This window comes from Shewanella sp. P1-14-1, assembly GCF_001401775.1.
Lineage (GTDB): Bacteria > Pseudomonadota > Gammaproteobacteria > Enterobacterales > Shewanellaceae > Shewanella > Shewanella japonica.
Genome location: NZ_LKTL01000019.1, coordinates 1 through 26,786 on the forward strand (window position 1 = coordinate 1; position 26,786 = coordinate 26,786).

The following is a 26,786-nucleotide window of genomic DNA, read 5'->3' on the forward strand; positions in this document are numbered from 1 at the left end:
GGCCATGGATGGCCTATCTAAAGCGTTAGCTATTTTCGAATAAGCATGAAGCTTGCTCGCTTTTCAGAGCAATTTCGTAGGGGCGGCAAAGGATGTCGAGAAGGGAAATGCTGTTGTTTCCCTTTCGTCGGGTGTGGGCGAAGCGCCACGATTTTGATTTTTGATAAGGGCAATATCCGCTTTTTTGGAAGCAAAAAAGGTTAGCCTTTACCTAGCATACCCATAGTCGTTTTGACTTTCTGGTTGCTTGTTCAATAACGAGTTAATCACTTCTTGTTGGCTGACCAACAACTTGCCATTTTCTTCGTTAAACTGTTGGCTTTCTTTTACTAAATCAACCAAGTTGCGCCACAATAACAGTACTTGTTTTTGGCTGGCTTGAGGCAGTCGGGCGATGAGGTCTTCCATACCTTTGCTGTTACCCGTAAAACCTAAAGCAACTAAGGTTCTTGAGCGGTTTTTAGCGCGCTCCATTAGCTTTTCACACAATTGTGTTTGCGCTTCATTATGCAACGCTAAACCAGCATTATCACGGCGTTTCATTAATTCACGTTGGTGGATTAATAAGCCATGAAGCTGTTTGTAGCCATCAATATCCACTCTTATTCCACGCAATAACCCTTGTACTTGCTCCCGCTTAGATACTGGTGCAGCCGAACCTTGATGTGATTGTTCCACTTGATTACCCATGATTTTGCTTCATCGCCTCTGCTATTTTTTTCACATCTAAACTGAATGTGCCGTTTTGCAATGCTTGACGTAATTCAGCCACTTTTGCGGCGTCAAAGTCGTCCATACTGGCTAGGTTAGGCTGGTTTTTTTCAATCAGTTTCCAATCATCACTCACGGTACTTTGCACAGGCATTTTCCGTGTTTTAAGCTCGGCAACTTCATGCTGTTGCGAGGTATTGGATTTGCTTTTCGTTGTGCCCATGTCAGCGGTGACTGCGCTAGAAATTTTGTTGATATCCATAATGGTTCACCATATATGTCGTCGATATCTATTAAAGGCGGCTAATAAACAAGAAAACTAAAATATCATCATCATAAAATCAGCCTGATAACTTAAGCGGATTGATGCGCAATTTAGCCTATGGACGTTGACAAGCTTTGAGCTGTAATACTGAACATGAAATTTGATAGCTAAGACTGAAAAGTTCGCAGGTCAGTGGGTCTATTTGACCTGCTTAAAATAAGGTCTTCACTCTGCCTTTCGCAGTGGGGTAAACATGAATAATTTTACCAGAACTTAAATTGCGGACTCGAATGGTGGATCCTTCTCCGCCAGACTCCAATGCTTCTCCTGGCATATTGGCATAAAAGCCATTCATTTTAGCTTCTATAATCACCCGGTCACCAATATTAATCCATTGAGGATTAGTCACTTGGCTGGTTTTAATCGCTCTGAACCGACGCAGTTTGTGGCTGACTTGATGACCGATTAATTGCGATTTTTGAGTAATAAGATCTCGGTCTGCTGGAGTCAATTTAAGCCATTGCAGCTCAATATCACTGGCAGAAATATGCTCGCCTCTTGCCAATGGTCTATTTGCCACAGGGACATTGGCAGTGACATCAACACGAGCACGAATAAATAAACTCCACCCTAATGATTCACATGTCACTCGACGTTGAACATTGCCAAAAGGCAATCTAGCACCGCTGCTAATCACAAGCGCGTTTGGGCATTGCTGCAAGTTAGCAGCCCCTGAAGGTAAATGCACATCAATCGTGTGTTTGATGGCATCAAGCCCTGCTTGTCGCTGCCAGTTGGCTAGTTCCTTTTCTACCATTTGCGTAAAAGACTGCTTTAGTTGCCCTGTGGCATTGCTGTGATCTTGCGCATGTATTGTCAGCGGAAGCAAACAGGATGCCGCCAGTGTCACACAGGAAACTAGCGTTCCGATCTTATCTTTAAAATAGTCACAAACCATTGATAAAACTCGCTTTAAACTTTTGGCACACTAATTGGATAGACAAGGCAAATATTGAAATCGTCCATACCATACTAGGAGTTTTAATGGCTATCAACCTCGACACCGCCTTAGGCATTCACGCACAAACATTAGATTTTCGAGTCGAGCGAAGCAAGATGTTGGCGGGTAACTTAGCCAATGCTGAAACTCCTGGTTATAAAGCGAAGGATTTAGATTTCAAAGCTGTCATGACGCAAATCAATGCGGGAATGGATGTCGGTCGAGACTACCAAACAGCCTACCGTGTGCCTTACCAAAGCTCTGCGGATCACAATACCGTTGAGCTGGGTAAAGAACAGGCGAGGTATTCGCAAAATGCCATGGATTATCAAACGAGTCTCACCTTCTTGAACATGAAAATTTCCGGCTTACGCTCGGCTATCGAAGGACAATAGGAACTGATATGTCATTTGGAGAAATATACCAAATTGCGGGTGCAGGTATGCACGCACAAACCATTCGTTTAAACACCGTGGCCAGTAACTTGGCTAACTCAGGTGCTGCGGCAGAAAACCCTGATGATGCATATCGTGCATTAAAGCCGGTTTTCTCAACGATCTACAACCAAACCCAAGAAGGCAAAGCCGCTGGTGCACAAGTTGAAATCGCCGCCATTGTCGAAACCGATGCTCCGTTAGATATGCGATACGAGCCTGATCATCCCTTTGCTGACGAACTCGGTTATGTCGCCTATTCAAACGTCAACACAGTTGAAGAAATGGCTGACATGATGGCAGCAAGTCGTTCATTTGAAACCAATGTAGAAGTGATGAACCGTGCTCGTTCTATGCAACAAGGGCTCTTGCAGCTAGGAAACAAATAATGAATGTTACCCCAAGTACAACCAGTAATGACCCTGCTGCAACTGCCACAGAAGTCATGAATTCACCAGGCAATGATGCTTCATCTATCCGCAATGAATTTCTAACCCTGATGATTGCGCAAATTCAAAATCAAGATCCTACCAACCCTATTGATGGCACTGAGTACGTCACTCAACTGGCACAGTTCTCACAAGTAGAAAGTCTTGAGCACATGCGCGCAAATCAAGCCACCAGCATGGTTATGATGGAAAATTTAGCCATTGTGCAATCAGCGCAACTTGTAGGCAAAACGGCCATGGTGCCAGCATCAGAGCTTGAAATAGACGGCTTACCTGTTGATGGCAAAGTCTATCTAGGTAATGCGGTTGAAGAGCTCAGTATCGATATCATCGATGAAAATGGTGATGTGGTACATACCTTAGAGTTAGGTTCTCAAGAGCCTGGTGATGTGGCCTTTACCATTGATCCAGAAGCCCTAGATTTGCCTGCTGGCGAATACAGTATCGAAGCCAATATCACTGCTGATGATGTTACAGAAACCGCAGATACCTTCATCGCTGCAACCATTGAAAAAGTTCACTTTGTCAGTGCTTCCGGCGTCATGATGGCCGAATTAGGTAACGGGCTTGGCACCGTTTCTGTTCTCGAAATCTCTGAAGTCTCATAACAAAAATTAATAGGATTACACCATGTCGTTCAATATCGCATTAAGTGGTTTACAAGCAACAACACAAGACTTAAACACCATCAGTAACAACATTGCTAACGGTTCTACTGTTGGTTTCCGTAGTGGCCGTAGCGAATTTGCAGCCGTTTACAATGGTGGCCAACCTGGCGGTGTAAATACCATGTCGACTAGCCAAAACTTCTCGATGGCAGGCAGCCTTGCGTACACAGGTCGTCAACTTGATATGGGAATTCAAGGTGATGGATTCTTTGTTCTTAGCGGTCAAGATGGCAGCACCATGTACTCACGTGCAGGTATGTTCAATCAAGATGCCAATGGCTATGTAACCGATCCAGCGGGTAACCGTTTACAAGGTTACAGTGTCGGACCTGGCGGGCAATTACAAAACGGTAATGTCACAGACTTACAAATACAAGCAGGCTCATTACCTGCTTCAGCAACCAGTACCATTAGCTTAGTGTCTAACCTCGACTCTCGAGTCGATGCAATCGACCAAACTGACACTCCGTTTGATAAAGATGATGCATCGACGTATCACTCTTCAAGTACTGTGACGACCTATGATTCACAAGGTAATGAGCACGCACTAACGCAATACTTTGTTAAAACGGATGACAATGAGTGGTCAGTTCACTATGTGATGGGCGATGAAGATATTACGCCAGCTGCGGGTCATCAACTGTCATTTGATGAAAACGGTTTACTGACTGCTGGCGCTGATTTTGAATTAGACATCCCACGAGATATTACTGGCGGTGCAGCCGCAATGGTATTGGCACTCAGCTTTGATAAAAGCACCCAATACGCTTCTGACTATAACAACTCAAGCCTAAGCCAAAACGGTTACACATCAGGTGAGCTTAACGGTATTCGCCTTGACGATGGCGGTAACTTGTACGGCACTTACACCAATGGTGAAGAGCAACTTCAAGGGCAAGTGGTATTAGCCGATTTCAACAACCCAAATGGTTTAAGCCCTGTAGGTCAAAATGCGTGGGTTGCCACTAACTCAGCGGGCCAACCAATGATTGGCACGCCAACAACAGGCACCTTAGGGTCAATTAATGCAGGTTACCTAGAAAGCTCAAATGTCGATAACACCGCTGAAATGGTTAACTTAATGACAGCCCAGCGAAACTACCAGTCAAACGCCAAAGTGTTAGATGCCAACTCGACTATGCAGCAAGCATTACTAAACGTTATTTAAGGCTGAACCATGGATAAGATGCTGTATACCGCTGCAACAGGCGCGACCAGAGTCATGGAAGCCCAAGCTATCAGAGCCAACAACCTGGCAAATGCTGATACCACTGGCTTTAAGGCAGATCTTGAGCGTGTGAATGCCAAAGTGGTCACCCCCACAGGTAATAGCTTACACACTCGAGTCTTAGCGCAAACTGAAAGTAGCGGCTTTAGCCAACAGGCAGGTGTCCTCAACCCAACAGGCAGAACATTGGATTTAGCCATCAATGATGGCGGTCTATTTAGCGTGATGACACCTGATGGAGAAGCTTATACCCGCTCTGGTGTCGTCGTGCCTGATGCTGCGGGGCAATTAACCATAGATGGTCGCCCTGTCGCAGGCGTTGATGGTCCAATCGTGCTACCGGAATACCGAGAGCTATTCATTGGTGATGATGGTCGCATCAGTATCGTTGCCGACACAGGCAACATTACCGAAGAAGTCGGTCAGCTAAAACTGGTTAACCCAGACTTACAGCAAATTCGAAAAGGCCAAGATGGACTGTTTTACAGTAACGATGGAATGCCATTAGCCGCAGACGATGAAGTGCTAGTGCGTAGCGGCTTTCTTGAGGCCAGTAATGTTAAAGCGGTAAACGAACTCATAGCGTCAATGGACTTAAGCCGCCAATTTGAAGTGCAAGTGAAACTGATGCAAAGCGCCGAGAAACTGGCTGAATCAGGCAATCGTTTAATGCGTGATGCATAACAAAACACGCATGACAGAATAAAATAAAAGGAATCACATCATGCAATCTGCATTATGGGTAAGTAAAACGGGCCTTAGTGCTCAAGACACTAAAATGACCACCATTGCCAACAACTTGGCTAACGTTAACACCACAGGTTTTAAGCGTGACCGTGTGGCATTTAACGATTTGTTTTATCAAGTACAACGCCAGCCTGGCGGCCAAGTTGATGAGCAAAATGAATTACCTTCTGGATTACAACTAGGTACAGGTACCCGTGTCGCTGGTACCCAAAAAGTATTTACCACAGGCGATATTCTCACTACAGGCCAACAGCTAGACATGGCGATTCAAGGCCAAGGTTTCTTCCAAATCGAAGAAGCAAATGGTGACTTAGGTTATACCCGTGATGGCCAATTTTTCCGTAGTAGCGACGGCTTAATGGTGACATCACAAGGTTTGCCTTTAGTACCCAATATCGAAATTCCGGAAGATGCGTTAACCGTAACCATTGCATCAGACGGCCAAGTGTCTGCACAAATGGCGGGCCAAGCCGAAGCACAAGAATTAGGCCAAATCACCTTAGTTAACTTCACCAACCCTGCTGGTTTAGAGGCGCGCGGAGACAACTTATATCGTGAAACAGGCGCATCTGGTGCAGCGATTGAAGGGGTTGCAGGCGATCAAGCTATTGGCCAAATTCGCCAAGGTTCTCTTGAAGGTGCCAACGTTAATGTTGTTGAAGAGATGGTTGAAATGATCTCGACTCAACGTGCCTATGAAATGAATGCCAAAGTCGTGTCCTCATCAGATGACATGCTCAAATTCTTAAACCAAGCACTGTAAACACTCACGACAGGTATTGAGCAAGGCATAACCTTGCTCAATACCCTTGTAATACTTTGACTCATGGTCAGGTTAACTTCGTCTCGACAAGGAATATTATGCGACATAGCTGGATTGCGATAGTACTACTGCTATCGGGTTGTGCATCTCACCTTCCTGAGCCAGAAACGGCACCGGGTAAGCCAGAGTGGGCTCCCCCAGAAATTGATTACAGCTTGCCAGAAGCCAGTAATGGTAGTGTTTATCGTCAAGGTTATATGTTGACACTTTTTAAAGATAAACGGGCATTTCGTGAAGGCGATATCCTCACTGTGTCACTGGATGAAAAAACTTATTCGAGCAAAAAAGCTGATACCAAAACCAATAAAGAAAGCTCGATGTCTATTGGCGCACAAGGCTCGTCAGGCAACAGCAGTTTTGCTGGCAGCGGTGGCGCAGATACGGGACGTTCATTTAACGGCACAGGTTCAAGCACTCAACAAAACCAATTAACCGGTTCCATTACTGTCACGGTCGCCAAAGTGTTACCTAACGGCGCCTTGCTCATTCGAGGCGAGAAATGGCTCAGGCTGAACCAAGGTGATGAGTACCTTAGATTACTCGGACTGATCCGCACCGATGACATTGGCAACGACAATACTATTTCATCTCAACGTATTGCTGATGCCAGAATTATCTATGGCGGTCAGGGTGCAATTTCAGACAGTAACCAAATGGGTTGGGCGTCTCGATACTTTAATAGCCCTTGGTTTCCGCTGTAATGACACGACTTGCACAGCGTCATCTCATCCAGTTTACTTTTGTTAGTGCCTGCCAATTCGTGCAGGCATGGAGCGTTAAATGAAACAAGCTATCGCATTTTTTGCGAGCGTGTTAATGACTATTTTGTCATTTCAAACCACTGCTGCACCGCAAACAGAACAAGCCATTCAAAATCGTTATTTGATGGATATTGTTGATGTGCAAGGTATCCGTGATAACCAACTCGTAGGATACGGTTTAGTTGTGGGGCTCGATGGCACCGGAGACCGTAACCAAGTGCGCTTTACCAGCCAATCTATCGTTAATATGCTCAAGCAGTTTGGCGTGCAAATTGATGATAGAACCGACCCTAAATTGAAAAATGTCGCAGCGGTCGCTGTACATGCCACTATTCCACCACTGGCAAGTGCGGGCCAAACCATTGATGTGACCGTGTCATCTTTGGGTGATGCAAAAAGTTTACGTGGCGGCAGCTTACTGATGACCCCGCTACGTGCTGTCGATGGTGAAGTATATGCCGTGGCACAAGGTAACTTGGTCGTTGGCGGCATTTCAGCTCAAGGTCGCAACGGTACGTCTTTGACTATTAATACCCCGACCGTAGGGGCAATTCCTAACGGTGCGCTGCTAGAGGCAGAGATCCACAGTAACTTTAACGAAACCGAACACATTGTCCTTAACCTGCGCGATCCCAGTTTTAAAACTGCCCGCAATATTGAGCGAGCTGTGAATGAGTTATTTGGCCCTGATGTCGCAGAAGCCGATAGCAGCGCTAAGGTTTTAGTTCGTGCGCCTGAATCAAATCGTGAGCGTGTGACCTTTATGTCTATCCTTGAAGAGCTGCAAATTGAACAAGGGCGAAAATCCCCCCGCGTAGTGTTTAACAGCCGTACAGGCACAGTAGTGATGGGTGGCAATGTCGTTGTTAGAAAAGCAGCAGTCAGCCACGGTAACTTAGTCGTTTCCATTGTCGAGCAGGAATTTGTCAGCCAGCCCAATGCGCCGTTTATAGGCCAAGGGCAAGGTCAAACTGTGGTTGGTAGTGACAGTGATATAGATATTGATACGGGCGATGGGCATATGTTTGTGTGGCCAGAAGGCATTGCACTCAATGATGTTGTAAGAGCAGTCAATAGCTTAGGCGCCTCACCAATGGACTTAATGGCAATCCTGCAAGCGCTTAATGAAGCTGGCGCATTAGAAGCTGAATTAGTGGTGATTTAATGAAATTAGATAATAACCACGGTTATCTGAATAACCTCAATGCAAAAGACTTAATCGAAGCCAATGGTGAACACGGTGCTTTAGAGCTGGTGAGCCAGCAATTTGAAGCCCAATTTTTACAGACAGTGCTCAAACAAATGCGCTCGGCATCTGATGTCATGGCCGATAAAGACAGTCCATTATCATCTCAAAATGATGGCATGTACCGAGACTGGCATGATGCTGAATTGGCGGGTCGATTAAGTCAGCTACAAAGCACCGGCCTTGCTAGCGTAATGACAAAACAATTGTCCGCTGGGCTTAAGTCGGCTCCTGATAGTGTCGCTTCTAATAACCATACTGAACACGTCACTCAAGTTGAGAATACCAGCGCGCAAATACCTGCAAAAACTGAACACAGTTCAATGATGACTGTGAACACAACAGCCATGCAGCCAGCGTTAAATATTCCACTAATGGCCAAACCGAACAAATAACAGCGGCGAACAATTCGCAATATCGACAGGGTTCGACGCTGTGACATGAGGATTAGATATGAGCATGCTCAATATTGGGATGTCAGGCATTAATGCCAGTATGGCAGCACTCAATGCCACATCAAATAACATTGCCAATGCAATGGTACCAGGCTATTCACGCCAATCTGTATTGATGAGTTCTGTAGGCAGCAGTGCTTACGGTAGCGGAATGGGGGTCATGGTTGACGGTGTTCGTCGTATTTCAGATCAGTATGAAGTGGCGCAACTGTGGAAAACCACCAGTGATGTCGGCTTTACCAGTGTTCAAGCCAGTTATTACACTCAAGCCGAGCAAATATTTGGTTCTGAGGGCAATAACATTTCCGCTGGTTTAGATTTATTGTTCGCTTCGCTCAACTCAGCTATGGAGCAACCCAATGAAATTGCCCATCGTCAGAGTGTATTAAATGAATCTCGTGCCTTGACCCAAAGATTCAATTCTATCAGTGACGGTATCGACTCACAGCTTAAGCAGGTCGAAGGACAAATTAACGCCTCAACTAAAGAAATCAATGCTTTGCTTGAGACGATTGCCAGCTTTAATGCAGAAATCCAATCATCAGGAAGTAATCCACCGCTGTCGTTACTTGATGCGCGCGATGCTGCGATTGATGACTTAGCCGTGATTGTTGATATCCGCGTCGTTGAAGATTCTCAAGGGATGAAGAACATCTCATTGGCTCAAGGACAGCCGTTGGTTTCTGGCACTCAGTCTTCAACGCTATCAACTCAGCCAGATCCTGATAACCCACAATTATCTAAGGTCAGTATCCAGTTTGGTAACTCCAGTTTTCCGATTGATGAAACCGCCGGAGGTAGCTTTGGAGCATTACTCGATTACCGTGATACCAGCTTAGCTGAGTCAATGGCGTTTATTAACGAACTCGCACAAACCGTCGCTGACGAGTTTAATGCAGTATTGCGCGAAGGTACGGACCTTAACGGCGAAAAGCCGACCCTGGATTTATTCACTTACGACCCGAGTAACCCTGCGGGCACCATCAAAATCAGTGACGGCTTTACCGCTGAAATGCTGGCATTTGGTAAGGATGGTACACCCGGTGATAACGACAACTTAAAAGACATATTAGAACTCGCCAATACCGAGTTTACGTTCGAGTCTATGGGTGTCACGACCACTATGGGTGATGTTTATGCCAGTAAAGTCGGTCAACTCGGCTCAGCCTCTCGCCAAGCGCAAATGGCCCAGGACACGGCATTAAAACTGCAAATGGAAGCGCAATCACAATGGGCGAGTACCAGTGGCGTCAGCATGGATGAAGAAGGGGTGAATCTGATTATTTATCAACAATCTTATCAAGCCAATGCCAAGGTCATCTCTACCGCTGATCAATTGTTCCAAACGCTTTTAATGTCTATCTAACTGAAGGAATTCTGTAATGCGCGTTAGCATGATGAATATGTACAGCCAAAACCTACAAAGCATGCAAAACCTCACCAGTGATGTGGCTAGAGTGAATCAACAAATGGCCACAGGTAAGTCCATTTTGCGTCCTTCAGATGATCCTATTGGCATGGCTAAGGTCATCACAACCCAGCGAGATTTAGCGTCTACATCGCAATACTTACAAAACACTGAATCACTTAGTACCAGTTTAGATCGCTCTGAAACCTACCTTTCAAGCATGACTAACCTGCAAATGCGGATGCGCGAAATCACCATCGGTGCCAATAACGGTGCGCTATCTCCTGAAGATAGAGCCGCTTACGCTGCCGAGCTAAGTGAATTATTAGAGTCATTTGTGGATGTGGTTAATGCAAAAGATGACGGCGGAAACTACCTGTTTTCAGGTAACGAGACAGGGACAGCTCCTATCGGTATTGATGCTGATGGTAACTATTTTTATCAAGGCGATGATGGCCACCGAGAAGTACAGATATCCGGCTCAGCTTGGATGACGGGTAACGTGACTGCTCAAGAATTTTTATTCTCATCAGGCGGCACTGATATCCTGAATCAAACCAAGCAATTCATCGACGTACTGAATGACCCAGATTTAAGTCCTGGCGATGATGATTTTAGGCAAGCAGCTGAAGATATGTTAGCGACATTAGATGACTCTTTAGCAAGCATTAGCGGCGCTATTACTGATATTGGTGGTAAACAAAATGCCCTTAGTTTGATGCAAACAACTCACACAGAGCGCATTTTATTCAGCGAAGAAGTCATCGGTGAAACCGAAGGCTTAGATTACGCTCAAGCCACAGCTGAGTTTAATTTGAAGTTGACCACATTACAGGTGACGCAACAGTCTTTTGTGCAGGTAAGTCAGTTATCATTGTTCAACCACATGTAAGTTAGTTAACCAAATCCATGCTTAAAGGTATTTCCGAGAGTCTCAATGTATTGCAGCGCAACCAAACGGTTGCGCCAGCACCTACCGCTGTGCCAAGCTCACAGCCAGCGACAACCAAACCTGCGCCTTCGATTCCAACCCACAGATTAGCAAGCTACCAAAAGTGGGCGAAAGTCACTCAAGGTCAACATGCTATTTCAGCCAATCAAGTGGCTGAGCAAGGCTTACTAAAGGTGTCGCAATTACTCAAAAAACTGCAAGTTCCTCTCAGTAATGCCTCTTTGCAGCATGGTCTGTCAGAACAACAATCTGATACCGCAAAGCAACTCCAACAACAACTAGCAACACTCGATATCAGTTATCAACAGCAACCGTTAGTTGATCACCAACTGAACTTAATCAATAACCAGCGCCCAGCAGCTAAGCATTTCTTTCAACTAAAGTCGGTTGATTTAATTGGGGTAAAAACCCGTGATGAACGCATTACCGTGCAATATGGAAATCAAGCTGCAAGTGCGTTATTACCCGCGCATCAAAATAGCCAGTACTTAGCCAAGCAACTGACTCATGCTTTAAAAGACATTGGGATAACGGTACAAGCACCTGCACGAGATTCAGCTATGCTCAGCAGTGAACATAGTGAATGGCAACAGATACAAGCGGGTTTACTGATGTCAGGCCAAGGACAACGCCTGCCAGCTGGCGAAGCTCGCACAGTAAAAGTGGTAGAGATATTATCTTGGCAAGATCCAAAAGAGTGGCGCTTCGATAAGCCCGAAGACATTAAACAAACACAGGCTAAAATTGCTAAAACTCAGCAAAAAGTGACTCAACAGTTGATGGAGTTACGCAGCAGCAAACAAAAAGTGCAGCAGCAATTAAAGCGAACTAACTACCAAGAACAACTTCATGGCAACCTTGATAACAACATGGCTAAACTCAAAGAGCTGATGCAGCCTACACCTTTTTCTGCCCAGGTGACGTCCTTAATGGCGCAAGCTAATGTCAGCCGTGACCATGTATCTTCACTTCTTACTAGTAACAAAAAGTAATCAATATATTCACTCAACGAAGAGATATGAAGGGTTAAGGTTTATGACACAAATTTTATCACTAATTGGACGCCGCGCCCCTTTACTGGAATCTGATATGCTTAAGCATAAACAAGCGTTAAAACATATCGTCTCTCATGCTAAATTCCTCGTTTTGGGTGGGGCGGGGTCTATTGGACAAGCTGTTACTAAAGAAATTTTCAAACGAAATCCTCAAAAATTACATGTTGTCGATATCAGTGAGAATAATACCGTTGAGTTAGTTAGGGATCTTCGCAGTTCTTGTGGGTATATCGATGGGGATTTTCAAACCTTTGCTCTTGATATTGGTTCTATCGAATATGACGCTTTTATTAAATCCGATGGAAAGTACGACTATGTGCTCAACTTGTCAGCCTTAAAGCATGTTCGTAGCGAGAAAGACCCCTTTACTTTAATGCGTATGATTGATGTCAATATATTTAATACTGACAAAACCATTCAGCAATCAATAGATGCAGGGGTGAAAAAGTACTTTTGCGTATCGACAGATAAAGCAGCGAACCCTGTCAACATGATGGGAGCTTCCAAGCGAATTATGGAAATGTTTCTACTAAAAAGAAGTGAACAAATTTCCATTTCCACGGCTCGTTTTGCTAACGTTGCCTTTTCAGATGGCTCACTTTTACACGGTTTTAACCAGCGCTTACACAAAAGCCAACCCATTGTCGCTCCTCATGATATAAAGCGTTACTTTGTGACTCCGCAAGAGTCAGGAGAATTGTGTCTAATGTCATGTATTTTTGGTGAGAATCGTGACATTTACTTTCCAAAACTAAATGAAGCATTACACCTTATATCATTTGCAGATATTGCGACTAAATTTCTGGCGCAACACAAAATGACTCCTTATCCGTGTAACTCTGAAGACGAAGCTCGCGAATTAGTAAAAACCTTGCCAAGACAAGGACAGTGGCCTTGTTTATTCACTACCAGTGATACGACTGGAGAGAAAGACTTTGAAGAGTTTTATACGAAGGAAGAAACTCTGAATATGTCGCAATATGAGAACTTAGGAGTCATTAAAAATGAAGCCATCTACTCTCCTGAACGAATAGCCCTATTTGAGCAACAGATTCAACAAATGAAATTAGCCCGTAAATGGAGCAAGGATGAATTAGTCAAGCTGTTCTTTATCATGCTGCCTTCTTTTGAATATAAGGACAAAGGTAAGTACCTTGACAGTAAAATGTAGGTACATATCTCGAGAGAAACAGCGGCATTACAAAAATAACAGGAAAAGTCATGAATCAAACATCCATCATCGAATTTATTCGCGACACATATAAAACTAATGACTTTATCCCACTTCATGCCCCCACTTTCTCTGGTAATGAACAAGCATATGTACTCAAAACCCTTGAAAGTACTTTTGTTTCTAGTATTGGGCATTTTGTAGATCAATTTGAACACCAAATTGCAGCATACACAGGTTCCCAAAAAGTAGTTGCAACAACAAATGGTACTGCAGCATTACACACTGCGTTATATATCGCCAACGTACAAAGAGATGATCTTGTCATCACTCAAGCACTTACCTTTGTCGCCACCTGTAATGTGCTGCATCATATGGGAGCTAAACCTATTTTTGTGGATGTATCACCAATCAGTTTAGGCTTATGCCCAAAAGCTGTTGATGCATATTTAACTGATAATGCCCTATTAACTAAAACAGGCTGCATCCATAAACAAAGCCGCCAACCTATCAGAGCTGTATTACCTATGCACACCTTTGGGCACCCTGTTGAATTAGATGAATTAAGTACCGTTTGCCAAAAATGGCATCTTACTCTCGTAGAAGATGCAGCAGAAAGTTTAGGTTCTTTTTATAAAACCAAACATACTGGAACCATAGGAGATTTTGGTGCCATTAGTTTTAACGGTAACAAGATTATTACCACGGGCGGTGGTGGCGCGGTGCTATGTAAAACAACAGTAACCGGTGACCGAGCAAAACATATTACAACCACAGCTAAAACAGCGCATGCATATGAATTTTTTCATGATGAAGCAGCTTTTAATTATCGAATGCCAAATCTAAACGCCGCGCTGGGTTGCGCACAAATGGAAGTATTAAAACAACATCTCAAACAAAAACGCTCACTCGCGAGTCATTATTATAATTTCTTTAAAAATAGTGACTATCAGTTCGTTCTTGAGCCCCATTATGCTCAATCCAACTATTGGCTAAATGCGGTTATTTGCCCATCAAAAGAAGCACGAAACGACCTACTCAAACACACTAATGATGCTAACGTGATGACACGTCCCATTTGGCAATTAATGCACCACCTGCCTATGTATCAAGATGCGCTTAGAGGTGATTTGCCAAATTCTGAACACTTTGCGACGCACTTAGTTAATTTACCAAGCAGCCCAGTCGTACTTTAACTTTGGTTAATTAGAAGCCTTAATCAGAAAACAAGTAAAATAGGAAAGATTTATTCTCGATGAATATTCCATTACAAAGTCAAACAATCACGAGTAAAAATGTCACAGTATTCACGGGAACAAGAGCTGAATACGGCTTACTATTTTGGCTACTAAAAGACATACAACAAGATGTAGACTTAACATTACAGCTACTCGTTTCAGGTATGCATTGTTCATCTGAATTTGGTGAGACTTACCGACAAATTGAACAAGATGGATTTACAATAGATGAAAAAGTTGAAATATTACTATCCTCAAATTCTAAAGTGGGAACGGCAAAAAGTGTCGGTCTTGGTATAATAGGTTTTGCTGATAGCTTAGCCCGTTTACAACCTGATGTCTTAGTGATTCTTGGCGATAGATTTGAAGCATTCGCTGCTGCTCAAACAGCCATGCTAATGCAAATTCCCATATTGCATATACATGGAGGCGAGATCACCGAAGGAGCATATGATGACGCTATTCGTCACGCGATAACAAAACTTAGCTATTTGCATGCCACCTCCAATGACGCCCATCGTCAACGAGTTATTCAACTCGGAGAGTCTCCTGATAGAGTAAAAAATGTTGGTGCAATAGGACTCGAACATATCAAACGCACCCAGTTAATGAATATTAACCAGCTATCGGACTCGCTCAACTTTACCTTAAACTGTCCATTTTTCGTAGTCACATACCATCCAGTGACGTTAGCAGAAGAATCACCAGAAACGAGCTTTCAAGCCCTTCTAGATTCACTCGACTCCTTTCCAGATTACCAAGTAATTTTAACTTACCCAAATGCGGATGATGGCGGACGCCTTATTATCCCATTATTAGAGCAATACGCCCGCGATAACCCATTAAGAGTTCACGCGATTCAATCCTTAGGTCAAGTACGCTATCTAAGTGCAGTAAAACATGCTGCAGCCGTCATCGGCAATTCTTCTAGTGGTATCATTGAAGTGCCAATATTCGACGTTCCAACCGTGAATATTGGTAGTAGGCAGCTAGGGCGCATTGCAGCAAAAAGCGTGTTGAACTGTGAGCCCAACGTCAATAGTATCTGCAGCACAATCAAGTATGCATTAGCTCATGGCTATAAACTCCAAGGTGAAATCATTCAACAACCATATGGACAAGGAAATACCAGCCAAGAGATTGTTGAAATGATCAAAAGCCTCAATTTCAATCCTGTAAAAGTTTTTCACGATCACAAGCCGCATTAATACTAATAAATCTTTAAATTCTTTTACCTAGAAAGAGTAAAAAATAATGACATTAATTATTGCTGAGGCAGGCGTTAATCATAATGGTGATGAAAATATGGCATTAGACCTCATCACGGCTGCCTACCATGCTGGAGCTGACATTGTAAAATTTCAGACATTTAAAGCTAAGAATTTAGTTACTGCAGAAGCTCAACAAGCTGAATACCAGATAGCCAATTCACAACAAAAAGAATCACAATTGGCAATGCTATCTCGCTTGGAGCTTTCTTATCATAGCCATCATCGGCTAATTTCTCATTGTAAGTCTCTTGGTATTGAGTTCCTTTCCACGGCATTCGATGCTGAAAGCTTAGACTTCCTTGTTAACGATCTTGGATTAACGCGCTTAAAAATTCCTTCAGGCGAAATCACTAACGCACCTTTAATACTTGAGCATGCCAGAACAAACTGCGACTTAATTGTCTCTACCGGAATGGCAACTCTTGCAGAAGTAGAGGCTGTATTGGGAGTGATAGCATTTGGATACATTGCAGAGCACAACACTCCTATTAACGAGAGTGAATTTCAACAAGCCTACGCGTCAAAGGCAGGACAACAAGCCCTAAAGCAAAAAGTCACCTTATTACATTGTACAACTGAATACCCTGCTCCTATGGCAGAAATCAACCTAAACGCAATGGAAACATTAAGTCACGCATTTGACTTGCCAACAGGTTACTCCGATCACAGTGAAGGGATCATTATTCCTATTGCCGCCGTAGCGAAAAAAGCTGTTGTTATCGAAAAGCACTTCACTCTAGATAAAAATATGCCTGGTCCAGATCACAAAGCCTCTTTAACACCAGATGAATTAACTCAAATGGTTCAAGCCATTCGCCAAATCGAAACAGCATTAGGCTCTAAAGTAAAAAGCCCCACACTATCTGAAGCGCGAAACAAAGTCGTGGCCAGAAAAAGCCTAGTTGCAGCCAAAAGCATTCAAGCCGGTGAATTGTTTAAACATGACAACATCTGCATCAAGCGACCAGGATCAGGGCTCTCACCCTTTCGCTATTGGGATTTGCTTGATAAACCCGCACATCATTCTTATAACGAAGGTGATTTAATTCTTGAGTAAATCAGATTTAAAGTCGCTTATTGTTATAGGAGGCGGAGGCCATGCCAGTGTGCTTGTTGATATTTTACGTTCACAACAACGCCAAATATTAGCTGTTGTCTCACCAGAAGATATACACCTAAGACATGTCTTTCACGGTTTGACTCACTTAAGAAATGACCATGATGTACTTCAGTTTAATCCAGATGAAGTAATGCTAGTCAATGGTGTGGGAATGCTACCTGGTTCCAAATTAAGGCGACAACTTAGCGAATATTATTTGTTACTTGGCTATCAGTTTGAAACCGTTGTTTCTCTCAGTGCACATGTCTCTAATTACGCCAGCATCGAAGTTGGAGCACAGGTTTTTCCTGGTGCCATTGTACAAGCAGGTGTAAAGGTTGCCAGCCAAAGTATTATAAATTCAGGAGCAATAATTGAACATGATAGCAATATAGGTATGTACAGTCACGTCGCGCCTAATGCAACTTTATGCGGTCAGGTCACTGTAGGCGAAGAGGTTTTTATTGGCGCTGGAGCAACGATAATACAAAACATCACTTTGGCTAACAATACCATCATTGGCGCTGGTGCAACCGTAACCAACAATTTAAATATCAACGAGACTTGCTATCCAAACAGGTCAATCATTAAACATGCAAAATAAAGGTTATCTATGAGCCATTGTTGGAAAAACATATTAATAAAACCAACTAGCACGCTTATCGAAGCATTAGAAACCATGAATAATGAAGCTTTGAGAGTTGTGCTTGTTACAGATGAAAATGCTTATTTAATGGGTGTCGTCACTGACGGTGATATTCGTCGAGGGCTGTTAAAAAAGTTGCCATTAACGACTGAGGTCTCCCAGGTGATGAATATGAAACCATTGACTGCAGATTTAAATACTACTCGCGATGAATTAAAAGCCCTCATGGACAGCAAAGGGATCTTATCAATTCCAGTATTAGATAAAGGTAAAGTCGTCGGTTTAGAAACCTTACATGGTGTGCTCAGTCAGCCCACTTATGAGAACCCTATTTTTTTGATGGCTGGTGGGTTTGGTACTCGATTGCGACCACTTACGGACACCTGCCCTAAACCCATGCTGAAAGTCGGTGACAAACCGATTTTAGAAACCATTATTCGCAGTTTTATGAAAGCTGGTTTTGTTAATTTCTATATCTCGACACATTATATGCCAGAACAAATTGAACAACACTTTGGCGATGGTAAACACTTGAATATTAACATTACCTATGTCCATGAAGAACACCCTTTGGGCACAGGTGGAGCATTGGGGCTACTCCATGAAAAACTGCCACCAGACTTACCATTAATAATGATGAATGGCGATGTCTTAACTAAGGTCGATTTCCAACGTCTATTGGAATATCACATCGAAAATAAAGCTGATGCAACTATGTGTGTACGTGAGTATGACTATCAAATCCCTTACGGTGTCATTCAAGGTAAAGACAACAAAATTACCAGTATGGAAGAAAAGCCGATACAACGATTTTTTGTTAACGCTGGAATATACGTTGTTTCACCTGAAGTGATTAAATCAGTACCGAAAAATTACTCCATTGATATGCCGACCTTACTTGAGCAACATATCAAAGCTCGTGAAAACGTTTTAATGTTTCCCATTCATGAGTATTGGTTAGATATTGGTCGAATGGATGACTTCAATCGTGCGCAAGCTGATATACACAGTTTAGGTTTATGCCAATGATAAACAATCAAAAAGTTCTCGCTATCATTCCGGCTCGTGGAGGCAGCAAAAGGCTACCAAGGAAAAATATATTGCCCTTTATAGGCAAACCACTGATTGCTTGGTCTATAGAAGCCACCAAAAAAAGCCAATGGATTGATGAGGTTTTAGTTAGCACTGATGATGATGAAATAGCCCAAACAGCCGAACAATTTGGCGCCTGGGTACCAGAGCTTCGGCCAACTGAGCTTTCTAGCGACACAGCAACAAGCCAAAGTGTTCTCAAGTATACACTTGAACGGTTTGGTAAGGGGTATGACATCGTTATCTTACTCCAACCGACATCACCTCTTCGCCAAGTAAAGCATATCGATGAAGCATTGACTCTTTTTTTCAAAAAAAATGCGCACTCAATCGTCTCGGTCACACCGTGTGAACACAATCCTTTATGGGCAAATACACTGCCGCCTAATGGCTCGATGCAAGATTTTATACAAACTAGCAGTCACATTCGCTCACAAGACCTCAATGCGTTCTTTCGTCTCAATGGCGCTATTTATATATATAAAACACAATCGATATTACAGGGGAATGGCTTAACTTATACCTCAGATACATACGCATACCAGATGGAAAACATTTACTCTATTGATATTGATAACAAAATAGATTTTGAAATGGCTGAGTTTTTTGCAGAAAAACTAACTACAATCGACTAAAACGTATTAAGTAGCTCGGGCACACCGATTCCATATTTGACAGCCGATGATCATCAAAAAAATGAAAATCAACAAGTAAATAGAATCAATTTTCACTATTTTTGCATTGTTTTTTTACAAGTAGTTCAGTTTTAGTTTCCAGTGTCGTTTTAATTAGTGGTAACACCAATAACTTTAATCCTATAGGAAGACATTATGTTATCTGTACATACTAACAATGCATCTTTGATTGCACAAAACTCTGTCACTAAAAGCAACGATTTAATGACTAACGCGATGGAGCGTTTATCAACAGGTCTTCGCATTAACAGCTCATCAGACGATGCTGCTGGTCTACAAATTGCGACACGCTTAAACGCAAACGTAACAGGCATGCAACAAGCAAGTCGTAACGTAAGCGATGCATCTTCTATGCTACAAACTGCTGATGGTGCACTAGAAGAACTGACTAACATCGCAATGCGTCAAAAAGAGCTAGCAACTCAAGGTGCTAACGGCGTGAACTCTCAGAGTGATATGAAAGCTATCGCTGATGAGTTTAATGAATTAAACGCCGAAGTAACGCGTATTCTTGATGACACAGAATACTCAGGCCAGTCTTTATTTGATGCTTTAGAGAGTGGTGTCGACTTCCAAATCGGTGCTGGTGCTGGTGAACAGTTAAATGTATCTATCAACGCAATTACAGAGCTTGCTGATATTGTTGCTGGTAGTGGTACTGGTGCAGTGATTTCAATTGGTTCTGCTGAGATCCAAGCTGTTGATGCATTCATCGATGCAGTTGGTGAAGAGCGTTCAACTTTAGGTGCAAATATTAACCGTTTAGGACATACAGCCTCTAACCTAACTAACGTAACTGAAAATACAATTGCAGCTGCAGGTCGCATTATGGACGCCGATTTCGCGGTTGAATCAGCAAACATGACTAAGAATCAGTTATTAGTTCAAGCAGGTACAACTGTACTTTCTAACGCTAACCAAAACACTGGTTTAGTTATGGGTCTATTGCGTTAATTTCGTCATTCGTCTCAATAAAAATGCCAATAGTTTTTGCTATTGGCATTTTTTGATTTTTCAGTATTCTTTTATTCTTTCAATTGAGTATTCACTATGTGAATAATTGAAACCAAATCAAACTGGATAAAGTCCGCCATACCACACCAATCTCGCCTCTCTTGCGCGGCGGATATGCTTGACATAGTATTGGCAAGTAGCTGAAGTATAGTATTTTTTAGTTTATCAACCACATTACTTTTATTAATGACCGCTATCAGCTCTTTAATATCACTATTGGTATGATCTTTAAGTTCTACTCCCGCTTCCCATTCATACCCCATTCTGAATTTGTTCGCAGTTAGTAACAATTTTTCAGTAAGGTCACGGGCTGTAAAAATTGTCATCTATATGCACTCCTTGTATTTAGCACCATTAATTTTTGCCCCTTTAAGACTAGTTTGAAAATAACAAACTTGGGATGTTTGACTAATATAAGCCTCTAAGCTGCGTAGATAGCCGCGGAAATTTAAGTTAGTTACGACTTTTTCTCCTCTACTATTAAACACCCAATGTGGATTTTTACTTGTCACAGTGGTGTTAAGCGCACCCTCTTTCCAGTGAGCATGTGTTTTATTATCAGGAAAACAAAAATCAGCACCAAATAATGTCAATTCTTTAGCACCTAAAAGAACAGCCAGATCAACTGCAGGATGAATAACACTACCGCTAGAAAATAACCGAATTTTCTTATTCTCTTCATTTAAATCATCAAATAGTGAAAGCTGTGAATAAGCCATATACTTCGGCCCAGGCCAATTATCAAGCAAATTTGTAGTTACAGTTGGAAAGCATACTAAAGCCGTTTTTTCATCAACATTGTCAGGGAAATACTTCATACTGATAAGAGAATCAATGCTTACTACAATATCAGGAATAATACCATTAGAGGCTAAGGCCATATATGCAGTATCAACAGCCACCAATAAAGGCCTGTCTTTCATTAAGGATTGATTCTTTAAAAAATCATAATGTTCTTCTAAGGTAGGCCCTGCACCAATAACGTAAATATGCTCATGTTTACGTTCTTTAATTAATAACCTTGCATCAGGTATATTCTCAATAAATGAGGCATTATCTTTAAAGCGTTGTAAGTTCTCTCCATGCTTCTTACCATGCTGTTGATTAATAAAAGGAAGTACATTTTCATGTACCAGAACGTCCCTCATTGCAGCATGAGCATCATCAGCCAACTCTAAATCAGGTGCAATAGTAATCCGTGTACGTTTTACATCTAAGAAGTTGGTATCGAATACCAGCGTCACTTTCTTATTCTGCAGCCATTGGGTTTGATCAGTAAAATTTAGTAACATCGCAAATAGCGCATAATTTAACGGGTATACATGGATTATTTCTACGTCTGTAAATAATAACTCTGTAGGAACATCCCCCATCCCAACACCGTATACAGCAACTCGTTTTTTAGTTAAATCCGTATTTCCGATCAATAGCTTAGCTTCACCCACTCTGTCATAACAACTACTGAGCTGAATACCATTAACTCTAATGGTCTGTTCATTACCCCTGACTAAATTGGTTTCCAAATGTTCGAATGTTCGCTGAGAAAGAATCGCTGCAATTGCTGGCCAGCGTTTCGATATTATTTGCATATTTTTCAATAATAATTCTGACATGTAACTTACCTAAACGGGAGGAGATAGACGTAGCTCTAATAGCTTTACTCCAACTAAGGCGACCAACCCCCATAAAAGCTTAAGCTTCTTTAGTTATTCAATTTCCACCATAAAAAACTATCTCTCTTCAGTCCCCTAGCTAATTTGTCGCTATAACTTCTTAGGTTTCTTTACCCTTGCTGCACCAAGAAGGCAGGTTAAGCCACCTGCGGAAAATAAGATTCCTCACGCATCTAACCCAACGGAAGCCACGCTTCCTAAAAGTGAACTTTATTCATTACAAAACAATAACTTAAAGTTGGCCCAAAAATTGATAACCATAATTAAAGAATAGGAGTTGCCATGATTTCAGGTATGAGTGCCGCCTCATTTGCCGAGCAATTAGTTGCTGCAGAACGAATGAGTAAAGATGCTTTATTTAAAAACAACTTAGATAACAGCAAAGCACAAATTGATGCTTATAAAATTTTAGAACGCACCTTAAACAAGATGACCAGTAATCTGGAAAACTTAAACGGTGATGCCTTCGAAGGTAAAACGTCTGAAATTAGCGATGATAGTGCCATCATCACAGTAGACAGTGATGCACCTGCTGGCGTGTACGATTTGTACGTTAAGCAACTCGCTCAAGCCCACCAAATCACTAAATCCTTCACAAGTGAAGATGAAATTCTACCAACCACTGGTGTGGTCAGCATCGATGTCGGTGGTAATAGCATCAACATTGATATGGCTGAGCTTAACGCTTCAGGTAACGCAACGGTGAGTGACTTACGCGATGCGATCAATAATCATCCTGACAACCCTGGTGTCACAGCTTCTTTAGTCAGAACAGGTGGTCAAGTTGAATTGATGCTGACTTCTGATGAAACCGGAAAAGACAACATTGTCACCATGGAGATGGATGACATTGACTGGGGCACTCAAGAAAGAATTAAAGCCCAAGATGCAGAATTTACCCTTAATGGCATTGATATCACCAGTAGCAGCAATTACCTCGATAACGTCATTGATGGCGTCAATATCGAGCTGAAAAAAGCCCATAACGTCGGTGAAAGCGCCACGATTACCATAGGTAACGATACCGAAGGCACCGAAAAAGCCGTTAATGATTTTGTTGATTCTTTCAATGAATTAATGACGCAACTAAACCAACTCACCCGCTCAATGGGGAGCTCGGTTTTAGATGATATTAATGATGACAAAGACAAAGATGATGACGATGAAGACGATGATGATGAAAACTCATCCGTCGGCGAAGATCAGATCGGTATTTTAAAAGGCGATTCAAGCCTACGAATGCTGCAAAACAATATTCGTAATGCCATTTTCGATGAAGCACCCAATGGCATGCGCCTCTCTGATATCGGCATTGAAATGGGTCGTGATGGCAAGCTGTCTGTCGACGATGAAAAGCTCTCTCAAGCCATTAGCAGTGACTCAGAGGCGATCAAAGAAATGTTTACCGCTGACGGTAGTTACATTGATCGTATCGATTCAATCATCGACCCATTTACTAAAAACAATGGCTATATCGATTTAAAGCAAAAGAACCTTGATTCTCAAGTGGAGCAAATCGAAGACAACATGTCTCGTCATGATCAACGGATGAGTCAACGCTACCAAATTTTACTCACTCAGTTTACCGCAATGGAAAACACCATTAACAAGCTAAACACTGCTAGTGGCCTATTTTAATTAGGAAAAATGAACAATGTTGAACGAATACGATCCTTTTAATGCTTACAAGCAAACCACACTAGACGCCAGAGTCGCCTCAGCTAATCCCCATGAAATGGTGCGTATGTTGTTGGACGGTTTACTGGAAGAAATTGAGCGTACCAGTGGATACATGGAGCGACAAAGCTATGAAGATAAAGGGAAAAGTGTCAACAAGTGTCTCAACATTGTTCATGGTTTGGATTCGATGTTGGATTTAGAGAATGGTGGTGAAGTCGCCATCACACTAAACCGCCTCTACGACTACTGCAGTCGTCAATTAGTGACCGCTAGTGTTGAAAACAGCGTCACTGAGCTTACCCCCGTCATTAAGGTAATTACAGATGTCAGAGCCGGCTGGGCCAACCTCAACTAATCAGTGGCAGCAATTTGAAGCTGCACTGATTAAATATGCCAAAGCAAAAGACTGGAAGAAGGTAGAAAAAGTTAATGAGCTAATGATGATGGCGCTTACCGTTCAGGGTAAGCCCAAAACTCAGCAGCAATTATTGGCTCGCCAATCCCTTTCAATAACCCATCAATTGGTGATTGCTCAGGCTACAGCAGAAAAAGACTTGCTGAATAAAGAGATGAAGCAGTTCCAAGCAACAAAAGACGGTATCTCAGCTTATAAGCTAACCAGTCTTTGCGGTGAAATTTATGATAACTAATGTGTCCAATTTATCTGCGATGGCGAGTCATTCATCATCGCAACCTTTTAGTATTTCAAGTGAGACACAATCAGATTTTGAGCATGAATCTCAAGGCGATATGGGATTTGTGATGCCTTTGCCATCATCCCTTGTCTCACCAGATAAAAACGTCGTCACATTGCCTCAAGAAAATGTGACTGTACAAAATAGTGCGATAAGCCACATCCCTGCCCACCTTATCAGTGAGATAAAGCAAAACCCCTATCTTGCAGGGGCGTTATCGGCATTAACAAATGAATTTGATAGTAAAAATCCAGCGGCATTATCTCAGGCTTCAGAGCAAGTTAAGTCAGTTTTAAGCGAACTTTCGTTAATGCAAAATAGCACGAATTCTCCATCATCAATTAGCCCTGAATTACGTGACTTTTTAGCTTTACTAAACCAGCAAGTTAGCCAGTCGTCAGCGCCATCACAAGCCCAGGTTAATCAATTAGCCTCTGGCTTGCCCAATGGTCAACAGCCGACATCGGTAACAACCTCCTTGGCACCACAAAGCATGCAGCCTGCGATGGAAATGCACCTCAATATGGCTCCAGCAGTGGCAATAACACCGCCAGTGACTGACGGGGTAAGCACAGAGTTAGATAATATTAACCAAGTCATTAACCAACTCAGTCAAACCGCAGCTAAAACACAAGCAACGAGCCAGTGGGGCCCTGTTTCAGTGTCTCAATCTGCGCCCATGTTACAGCAGTCAAACGAGCTGCTATCTCCGCTTCGAGATCAGCTCAGGTTTCAAATTGATCAGCAAATTAAATCTGCTGAATTGCGTTTAGATCCACCTGAACTTGGCAAAGTAGAGCTCAATATTCGCCTTGATGGTGATCGGCTACATATTCAAATGCACGCAGCCAACAATAGCGTACGTGATGCCCTACAAATGGGGTTAGATAGACTGCGTCATGATTTAGAAATGGAACATGGTGGTCAAATTGATTTTGAAATGTCGGACACCTCATCAGAGCAGCAACACACATCGCGTGACCCAATAACGCAGCAATTCATTTCAGAAGAAGCGAATCAACAACATGAGCAACAAGACGTTAGCTCACTCACTCAATCAGACTCATTAAAGCCTGAACAAGTTGATTTACTCGCTTAACAAAGGAAAAACACAATGGCTATAGGTAGCAAAAAAATCGGGAAATTAAGCGGATTAACTATGGTATTTCTTGCCTGGTCTGCAGGGATATTCTGGGTAGGTTGGAAGTCACCAGAGTTGTTCGGCGAGCCTTTCACCGCCTTTGAACCCGCGCCTAAGGTGGCGCAATTTTACCCGCTCGAAAAATTCATATTCTCGGTGCCGGGTAAAGACACCTCGCACTATTTGTTATTAGAGATGGCATTAAAAAGCCGATCTGATGATGCTGCCAACATCATTCGAGATGCTGATCCACTGATAAAAAATGCACTGATGAAAATGTTTTCCCAAAAAGAATATGAAGAACTTCATGCCAGCCACCAACTGGAATTACTGCAAACCGAAGCGCAAGTGTTATTGGCAACGGTGCTAACTGAAAACAATTTTTCCATTGAATTAGACGACGTTTTATTTACCAGAATGGTTATTCAATAAAAGGGGCTGTCATATGCAATCCGGTCAACTCGCTTATCAAGAAGCTTTTGAAGAGAAGCATGTCCACCGCTTATCTGAAGCGCAGGTTATGCAGCAATACTTGCCGTTAGTTAAGAAGTCAGTGTCTCACCTTAGAACCCATTGCGGTGCAGCTTTGGCCATAGAGGACATGGAACAAATAGGCATGATGGCTTTACTTGAGTCAGCAAGACGTTATCCGGGTGAATATGACAATGGGTTTATTTCTTTTGCAGGGCAACGGATCCGCGGCGCTATTTTAGATGAATTGCGCCGCCAAGACTGGCGCCCTCGTCCAGTAAGACAGCAAGCACATGAACTCAATGACACGGTCAGAAAGCTCATCAGAGAACTTGGCCGTGAACCAACTGATGTCGAAGTGGCTAAGTCCTTAGGTCTCAATAAGGAACAGTACCGTGATCGCTTATTTGCGACTCAATCAGAGTCAATGAAGAGTCTTGATGAGTTATTAACCGAAGGGGTTAACTTTAAGGATAAGAGTTGCTTTATTGAGCAAATAACCAATAAAGACACATTATTTAAAGCAATTTCGAAATTAAACAAAAGAGAGCAAGTAATCCTGTCGCTTTACTATCAACATGAACTTAATTTAAAAGAAATCGCTGCGACTCTTGGTTTAACTGAAACACGAATATGCCAACTACATAAACAGGCTATTGCGAATCTTCAGCAAATATATCAACAGTGGGAGCGATAAT

General features: G+C 42.6%; 31 protein-coding genes. 26 read left to right on the plus strand and 5 right to left on the minus strand.

Going from position 1 to position 26,786, the window contains the following annotated elements; translation table 11 throughout:
* Positions 1-207: 207 nt before the first annotated feature.
* From flgN to flgA, 3 genes are all read right to left on the minus strand, one after another.
* On the minus strand, positions 208-690 hold the full coding sequence (gene flgN / locus AN944_RS14235) for a flagellar export chaperone FlgN (protein ID WP_055025306.1): 483 nt from the start codon (positions 688-690) through the stop codon (positions 208-210).
* Positions 683-973 carry a flagellar biosynthesis anti-sigma factor FlgM gene (flgM, locus tag AN944_RS14240; RefSeq protein WP_055025307.1) on the minus strand — a complete coding sequence of 97 codons (291 nt, stop codon included), beginning with the start codon at positions 971-973 and terminating at the stop codon, positions 683-685. Before flgM ends, flgN begins: the two co-directional genes overlap by 8 nt.
* A 214-nt stretch (positions 974-1,187) precedes the next feature.
* Complete coding sequence (gene flgA / locus AN944_RS14245) at positions 1,188-1,865, minus strand: flagellar basal body P-ring formation chaperone FlgA (protein ID WP_225442148.1); 678 nt, start codon at positions 1,863-1,865, stop codon at positions 1,188-1,190.
* A 155-nt stretch (positions 1,866-2,020) separates the two neighbouring features.
* Here flgA and AN944_RS14250 point away from each other — a divergent pair, with 155 nt between their 5' ends.
* The 20 genes from AN944_RS14250 (at position 2,021) to AN944_RS14345 (ending at position 20,368) form a co-directional block, all read left to right on the plus strand.
* Positions 2,021-2,371: a flagellar basal body rod protein FlgB gene (locus tag AN944_RS14250; protein WP_055025309.1), complete on the plus strand. Its 351-nt coding sequence runs from the start codon at positions 2,021-2,023 to the stop codon at positions 2,369-2,371.
* Between the two features lie 8 nt (positions 2,372-2,379).
* Positions 2,380-2,799, plus strand: a complete 420-nt coding sequence (gene flgC / locus AN944_RS14255; RefSeq protein WP_055025310.1) for a flagellar basal body rod protein FlgC — start codon at positions 2,380-2,382, stop codon at positions 2,797-2,799.
* Positions 2,799-3,467 carry a flagellar hook capping FlgD N-terminal domain-containing protein gene (locus AN944_RS14260; RefSeq protein WP_055025311.1) on the plus strand — a complete coding sequence of 223 codons (669 nt, stop codon included), beginning with the start codon at positions 2,799-2,801 and terminating at the stop codon, positions 3,465-3,467. Before flgC ends, AN944_RS14260 begins: the two co-directional genes overlap by 1 nt.
* Positions 3,468-3,489: 22 nt before the next feature.
* A complete protein-coding gene (gene flgE / locus AN944_RS14265; RefSeq protein ID WP_055025312.1) occupies positions 3,490-4,695 on the plus strand; it encodes a flagellar hook protein FlgE in 1,206 nt (401 codons plus the stop codon).
* A gap of 9 nt (positions 4,696-4,704) precedes the next feature.
* Positions 4,705-5,439, plus strand: a complete 735-nt coding sequence (locus tag AN944_RS14270; RefSeq protein ID WP_055025313.1) for a flagellar basal body rod protein FlgF — start codon at positions 4,705-4,707, stop codon at positions 5,437-5,439.
* A gap of 40 nt (positions 5,440-5,479) precedes the next feature.
* Entirely contained in the window at positions 5,480-6,265 is a 786-nt protein-coding gene (gene flgG, locus AN944_RS14275; RefSeq protein WP_055025314.1) for a flagellar basal-body rod protein FlgG, read from the plus strand.
* 98 nt (positions 6,266-6,363) lie between these two features.
* Positions 6,364-7,026 carry a flagellar basal body L-ring protein FlgH gene (flgH, locus tag AN944_RS14280; RefSeq protein WP_055025315.1) on the plus strand — a complete coding sequence of 221 codons (663 nt, stop codon included), beginning with the start codon at positions 6,364-6,366 and terminating at the stop codon, positions 7,024-7,026.
* A 115-nt stretch (positions 7,027-7,141) separates the two neighbouring features.
* Positions 7,142-8,251 carry a flagellar basal body P-ring protein FlgI gene (locus AN944_RS14285; RefSeq protein WP_372036384.1) on the plus strand — a complete coding sequence of 370 codons (1,110 nt, stop codon included), beginning with the start codon at positions 7,142-7,144 and terminating at the stop codon, positions 8,249-8,251.
* Positions 8,251-8,727, plus strand: a complete 477-nt coding sequence (locus tag AN944_RS14290) for a rod-binding protein (RefSeq protein ID WP_055025317.1) — start codon at positions 8,251-8,253, stop codon at positions 8,725-8,727. Before AN944_RS14285 ends, AN944_RS14290 begins: the two co-directional genes overlap by 1 nt.
* 58 nt (positions 8,728-8,785) lie before the next feature.
* Entirely contained in the window at positions 8,786-10,153 is a 1,368-nt protein-coding gene (flgK, locus tag AN944_RS14295) for a flagellar hook-associated protein FlgK (RefSeq protein WP_055025318.1), read from the plus strand.
* Positions 10,154-10,169: 16 nt separating this feature from the next.
* On the plus strand, positions 10,170-11,087 hold the full coding sequence (flgL, locus tag AN944_RS14300; protein ID WP_055025319.1) for a flagellar hook-associated protein FlgL: 918 nt from the start codon (positions 10,170-10,172) through the stop codon (positions 11,085-11,087).
* 17 nt (positions 11,088-11,104) lie between these two features.
* Positions 11,105-12,139: a hypothetical protein gene (locus tag AN944_RS14305; protein WP_055025320.1), complete on the plus strand. Its 1,035-nt coding sequence runs from the start codon at positions 11,105-11,107 to the stop codon at positions 12,137-12,139.
* A 43-nt stretch (positions 12,140-12,182) separates the two neighbouring features.
* Positions 12,183-13,373, plus strand: a complete 1,191-nt coding sequence (locus tag AN944_RS14310; RefSeq protein ID WP_055025321.1) for a UDP-N-acetylglucosamine 4,6-dehydratase — start codon at positions 12,183-12,185, stop codon at positions 13,371-13,373.
* A 50-nt stretch (positions 13,374-13,423) separates the two neighbouring features.
* Positions 13,424-14,569: a LegC family aminotransferase gene (locus tag AN944_RS14315; RefSeq protein ID WP_055025322.1), complete on the plus strand. Its 1,146-nt coding sequence runs from the start codon at positions 13,424-13,426 to the stop codon at positions 14,567-14,569.
* Positions 14,570-14,628: 59 nt separating this feature from the next.
* The gene (gene neuC / locus AN944_RS14320) at positions 14,629-15,819 is read left to right on the plus strand and encodes a UDP-N-acetylglucosamine 2-epimerase (RefSeq protein WP_055025323.1); all 1,191 of its coding nucleotides are present in this window, start codon (positions 14,629-14,631) and stop codon (positions 15,817-15,819) included.
* Between the two features lie 46 nt (positions 15,820-15,865).
* A complete protein-coding gene (gene neuB, locus AN944_RS14325) occupies positions 15,866-16,939 on the plus strand; it encodes an N-acetylneuraminate synthase (protein WP_055025324.1) in 1,074 nt (357 codons plus the stop codon).
* Positions 16,932-17,585 carry an acetyltransferase gene (locus AN944_RS14330; RefSeq protein WP_055025325.1) on the plus strand — a complete coding sequence of 218 codons (654 nt, stop codon included), beginning with the start codon at positions 16,932-16,934 and terminating at the stop codon, positions 17,583-17,585. Before neuB ends, AN944_RS14330 begins: the two co-directional genes overlap by 8 nt.
* 9 nt (positions 17,586-17,594) lie before the next feature.
* A complete protein-coding gene (locus AN944_RS14335; RefSeq protein ID WP_055025326.1) occupies positions 17,595-18,656 on the plus strand; it encodes a nucleotidyltransferase family protein in 1,062 nt (353 codons plus the stop codon).
* Positions 18,653-19,354, plus strand: coding sequence for a cytidylyltransferase domain-containing protein (locus tag AN944_RS14340; protein WP_055025327.1), 702 nt, complete (start codon positions 18,653-18,655; stop codon positions 19,352-19,354). The genes AN944_RS14335 and AN944_RS14340 overlap by 4 nt, the downstream gene beginning before the upstream one ends.
* A 195-nt stretch (positions 19,355-19,549) precedes the next feature.
* A complete protein-coding gene (locus AN944_RS14345) occupies positions 19,550-20,368 on the plus strand; it encodes a flagellin (protein ID WP_055025328.1) in 819 nt (272 codons plus the stop codon).
* 71 nt (positions 20,369-20,439) lie between these two features.
* Here AN944_RS14345 and AN944_RS14350 read toward each other — a convergent pair whose 3' ends face one another.
* The gene (locus AN944_RS14350; RefSeq protein ID WP_055025329.1) at positions 20,440-20,754 is read right to left on the minus strand and encodes a hypothetical protein; all 315 of its coding nucleotides are present in this window, start codon (positions 20,752-20,754) and stop codon (positions 20,440-20,442) included.
* The gene (locus tag AN944_RS14355) at positions 20,755-22,041 is read right to left on the minus strand and encodes a motility associated factor glycosyltransferase family protein (protein WP_055025330.1); all 1,287 of its coding nucleotides are present in this window, start codon (positions 22,039-22,041) and stop codon (positions 20,755-20,757) included.
* Between the two features lie 342 nt (positions 22,042-22,383).
* Between AN944_RS14355 and fliD the strand changes: the two genes are divergently transcribed.
* From fliD to AN944_RS14385, 6 genes are read left to right on the plus strand one after another with little or no spacing between them, the layout of a single operon-like run.
* The gene (gene fliD, locus AN944_RS14360; protein ID WP_055025331.1) at positions 22,384-23,739 is read left to right on the plus strand and encodes a flagellar filament capping protein FliD; all 1,356 of its coding nucleotides are present in this window, start codon (positions 22,384-22,386) and stop codon (positions 23,737-23,739) included.
* Between the two features lie 16 nt (positions 23,740-23,755).
* Positions 23,756-24,136: a flagellar export chaperone FliS gene (gene fliS / locus AN944_RS14365; protein WP_055025332.1), complete on the plus strand. Its 381-nt coding sequence runs from the start codon at positions 23,756-23,758 to the stop codon at positions 24,134-24,136.
* A complete protein-coding gene (locus tag AN944_RS14370) occupies positions 24,105-24,431 on the plus strand; it encodes a hypothetical protein (protein WP_055025333.1) in 327 nt (108 codons plus the stop codon). Before fliS ends, AN944_RS14370 begins: the two co-directional genes overlap by 32 nt.
* The gene (locus AN944_RS14375; RefSeq protein ID WP_055025334.1) at positions 24,421-25,575 is read left to right on the plus strand and encodes a flagellar hook-length control protein FliK; all 1,155 of its coding nucleotides are present in this window, start codon (positions 24,421-24,423) and stop codon (positions 25,573-25,575) included. Before AN944_RS14370 ends, AN944_RS14375 begins: the two co-directional genes overlap by 11 nt.
* 15 nt (positions 25,576-25,590) lie before the next feature.
* Entirely contained in the window at positions 25,591-26,049 is a 459-nt protein-coding gene (gene fliL, locus AN944_RS14380; protein WP_055025335.1) for a flagellar basal body-associated protein FliL, read from the plus strand.
* A gap of 13 nt (positions 26,050-26,062) precedes the next feature.
* Positions 26,063-26,785 (plus strand): RNA polymerase sigma factor FliA, encoded by a 723-nt coding sequence (locus AN944_RS14385; RefSeq protein ID WP_055025336.1) that lies wholly within the window; start codon positions 26,063-26,065, stop codon positions 26,783-26,785.
* The last annotated feature ends 1 nt before the right edge of the window (position 26,786 follow it).

Excerpts from the sequence above, each read along its gene's own strand:
- flgN (WP_055025306.1), bottom strand. The coding sequence starts at position 690 with ATGGGTAATCAAGTGGAACAATCACATCAAGGTTCGGCTGCACCAGTA.
- flgM (WP_055025307.1), bottom strand. The coding sequence starts at position 973 with ATGGATATCAACAAAATTTCTAGCGCAGTCACCGCTGACATGGGCACA.
- AN944_RS14250 (WP_055025309.1), top strand. The coding sequence starts at position 2,021 with ATGGCTATCAACCTCGACACCGCCTTAGGCATTCACGCACAAACATTA.
- flgC (WP_055025310.1), top strand. The coding sequence starts at position 2,380 with ATGTCATTTGGAGAAATATACCAAATTGCGGGTGCAGGTATGCACGCA.
- AN944_RS14260 (WP_055025311.1), top strand. The coding sequence starts at position 2,799 with ATGAATGTTACCCCAAGTACAACCAGTAATGACCCTGCTGCAACTGCC.
- flgE (WP_055025312.1), top strand. The coding sequence starts at position 3,490 with ATGTCGTTCAATATCGCATTAAGTGGTTTACAAGCAACAACACAAGAC.
- AN944_RS14270 (WP_055025313.1), top strand. The coding sequence starts at position 4,705 with ATGGATAAGATGCTGTATACCGCTGCAACAGGCGCGACCAGAGTCATG.
- flgG (WP_055025314.1), top strand. The coding sequence starts at position 5,480 with ATGCAATCTGCATTATGGGTAAGTAAAACGGGCCTTAGTGCTCAAGAC.
- flgH (WP_055025315.1), top strand. The coding sequence starts at position 6,364 with ATGCGACATAGCTGGATTGCGATAGTACTACTGCTATCGGGTTGTGCA.
- AN944_RS14285 (WP_372036384.1), top strand. The coding sequence starts at position 7,142 with ATGACTATTTTGTCATTTCAAACCACTGCTGCACCGCAAACAGAACAA.
- AN944_RS14290 (WP_055025317.1), top strand. The coding sequence starts at position 8,251 with ATGAAATTAGATAATAACCACGGTTATCTGAATAACCTCAATGCAAAA.
- flgK (WP_055025318.1), top strand. The coding sequence starts at position 8,786 with ATGAGCATGCTCAATATTGGGATGTCAGGCATTAATGCCAGTATGGCA.
- flgL (WP_055025319.1), top strand. The coding sequence starts at position 10,170 with ATGCGCGTTAGCATGATGAATATGTACAGCCAAAACCTACAAAGCATG.
- AN944_RS14305 (WP_055025320.1), top strand. The coding sequence starts at position 11,105 with ATGCTTAAAGGTATTTCCGAGAGTCTCAATGTATTGCAGCGCAACCAA.
- AN944_RS14310 (WP_055025321.1), top strand. The coding sequence starts at position 12,183 with ATGACACAAATTTTATCACTAATTGGACGCCGCGCCCCTTTACTGGAA.
- AN944_RS14315 (WP_055025322.1), top strand. The coding sequence starts at position 13,424 with ATGAATCAAACATCCATCATCGAATTTATTCGCGACACATATAAAACT.
- neuC (WP_055025323.1), top strand. The coding sequence starts at position 14,629 with ATGAATATTCCATTACAAAGTCAAACAATCACGAGTAAAAATGTCACA.
- neuB (WP_055025324.1), top strand. The coding sequence starts at position 15,866 with ATGACATTAATTATTGCTGAGGCAGGCGTTAATCATAATGGTGATGAA.
- AN944_RS14335 (WP_055025326.1), top strand. The coding sequence starts at position 17,595 with ATGAGCCATTGTTGGAAAAACATATTAATAAAACCAACTAGCACGCTT.
- AN944_RS14340 (WP_055025327.1), top strand. The coding sequence starts at position 18,653 with ATGATAAACAATCAAAAAGTTCTCGCTATCATTCCGGCTCGTGGAGGC.
- AN944_RS14345 (WP_055025328.1), top strand. The coding sequence starts at position 19,550 with ATGTTATCTGTACATACTAACAATGCATCTTTGATTGCACAAAACTCT.
- AN944_RS14350 (WP_055025329.1), bottom strand. The coding sequence starts at position 20,754 with ATGACAATTTTTACAGCCCGTGACCTTACTGAAAAATTGTTACTAACT.
- AN944_RS14355 (WP_055025330.1), bottom strand. The coding sequence starts at position 22,041 with ATGTCAGAATTATTATTGAAAAATATGCAAATAATATCGAAACGCTGG.
- fliD (WP_055025331.1), top strand. The coding sequence starts at position 22,384 with ATGATTTCAGGTATGAGTGCCGCCTCATTTGCCGAGCAATTAGTTGCT.
- fliS (WP_055025332.1), top strand. The coding sequence starts at position 23,756 with ATGTTGAACGAATACGATCCTTTTAATGCTTACAAGCAAACCACACTA.
- AN944_RS14370 (WP_055025333.1), top strand. The coding sequence starts at position 24,105 with ATGTCAGAGCCGGCTGGGCCAACCTCAACTAATCAGTGGCAGCAATTT.
- AN944_RS14375 (WP_055025334.1), top strand. The coding sequence starts at position 24,421 with ATGATAACTAATGTGTCCAATTTATCTGCGATGGCGAGTCATTCATCA.
- fliL (WP_055025335.1), top strand. The coding sequence starts at position 25,591 with ATGGCTATAGGTAGCAAAAAAATCGGGAAATTAAGCGGATTAACTATG.
- AN944_RS14385 (WP_055025336.1), top strand. The coding sequence starts at position 26,063 with ATGCAATCCGGTCAACTCGCTTATCAAGAAGCTTTTGAAGAGAAGCAT.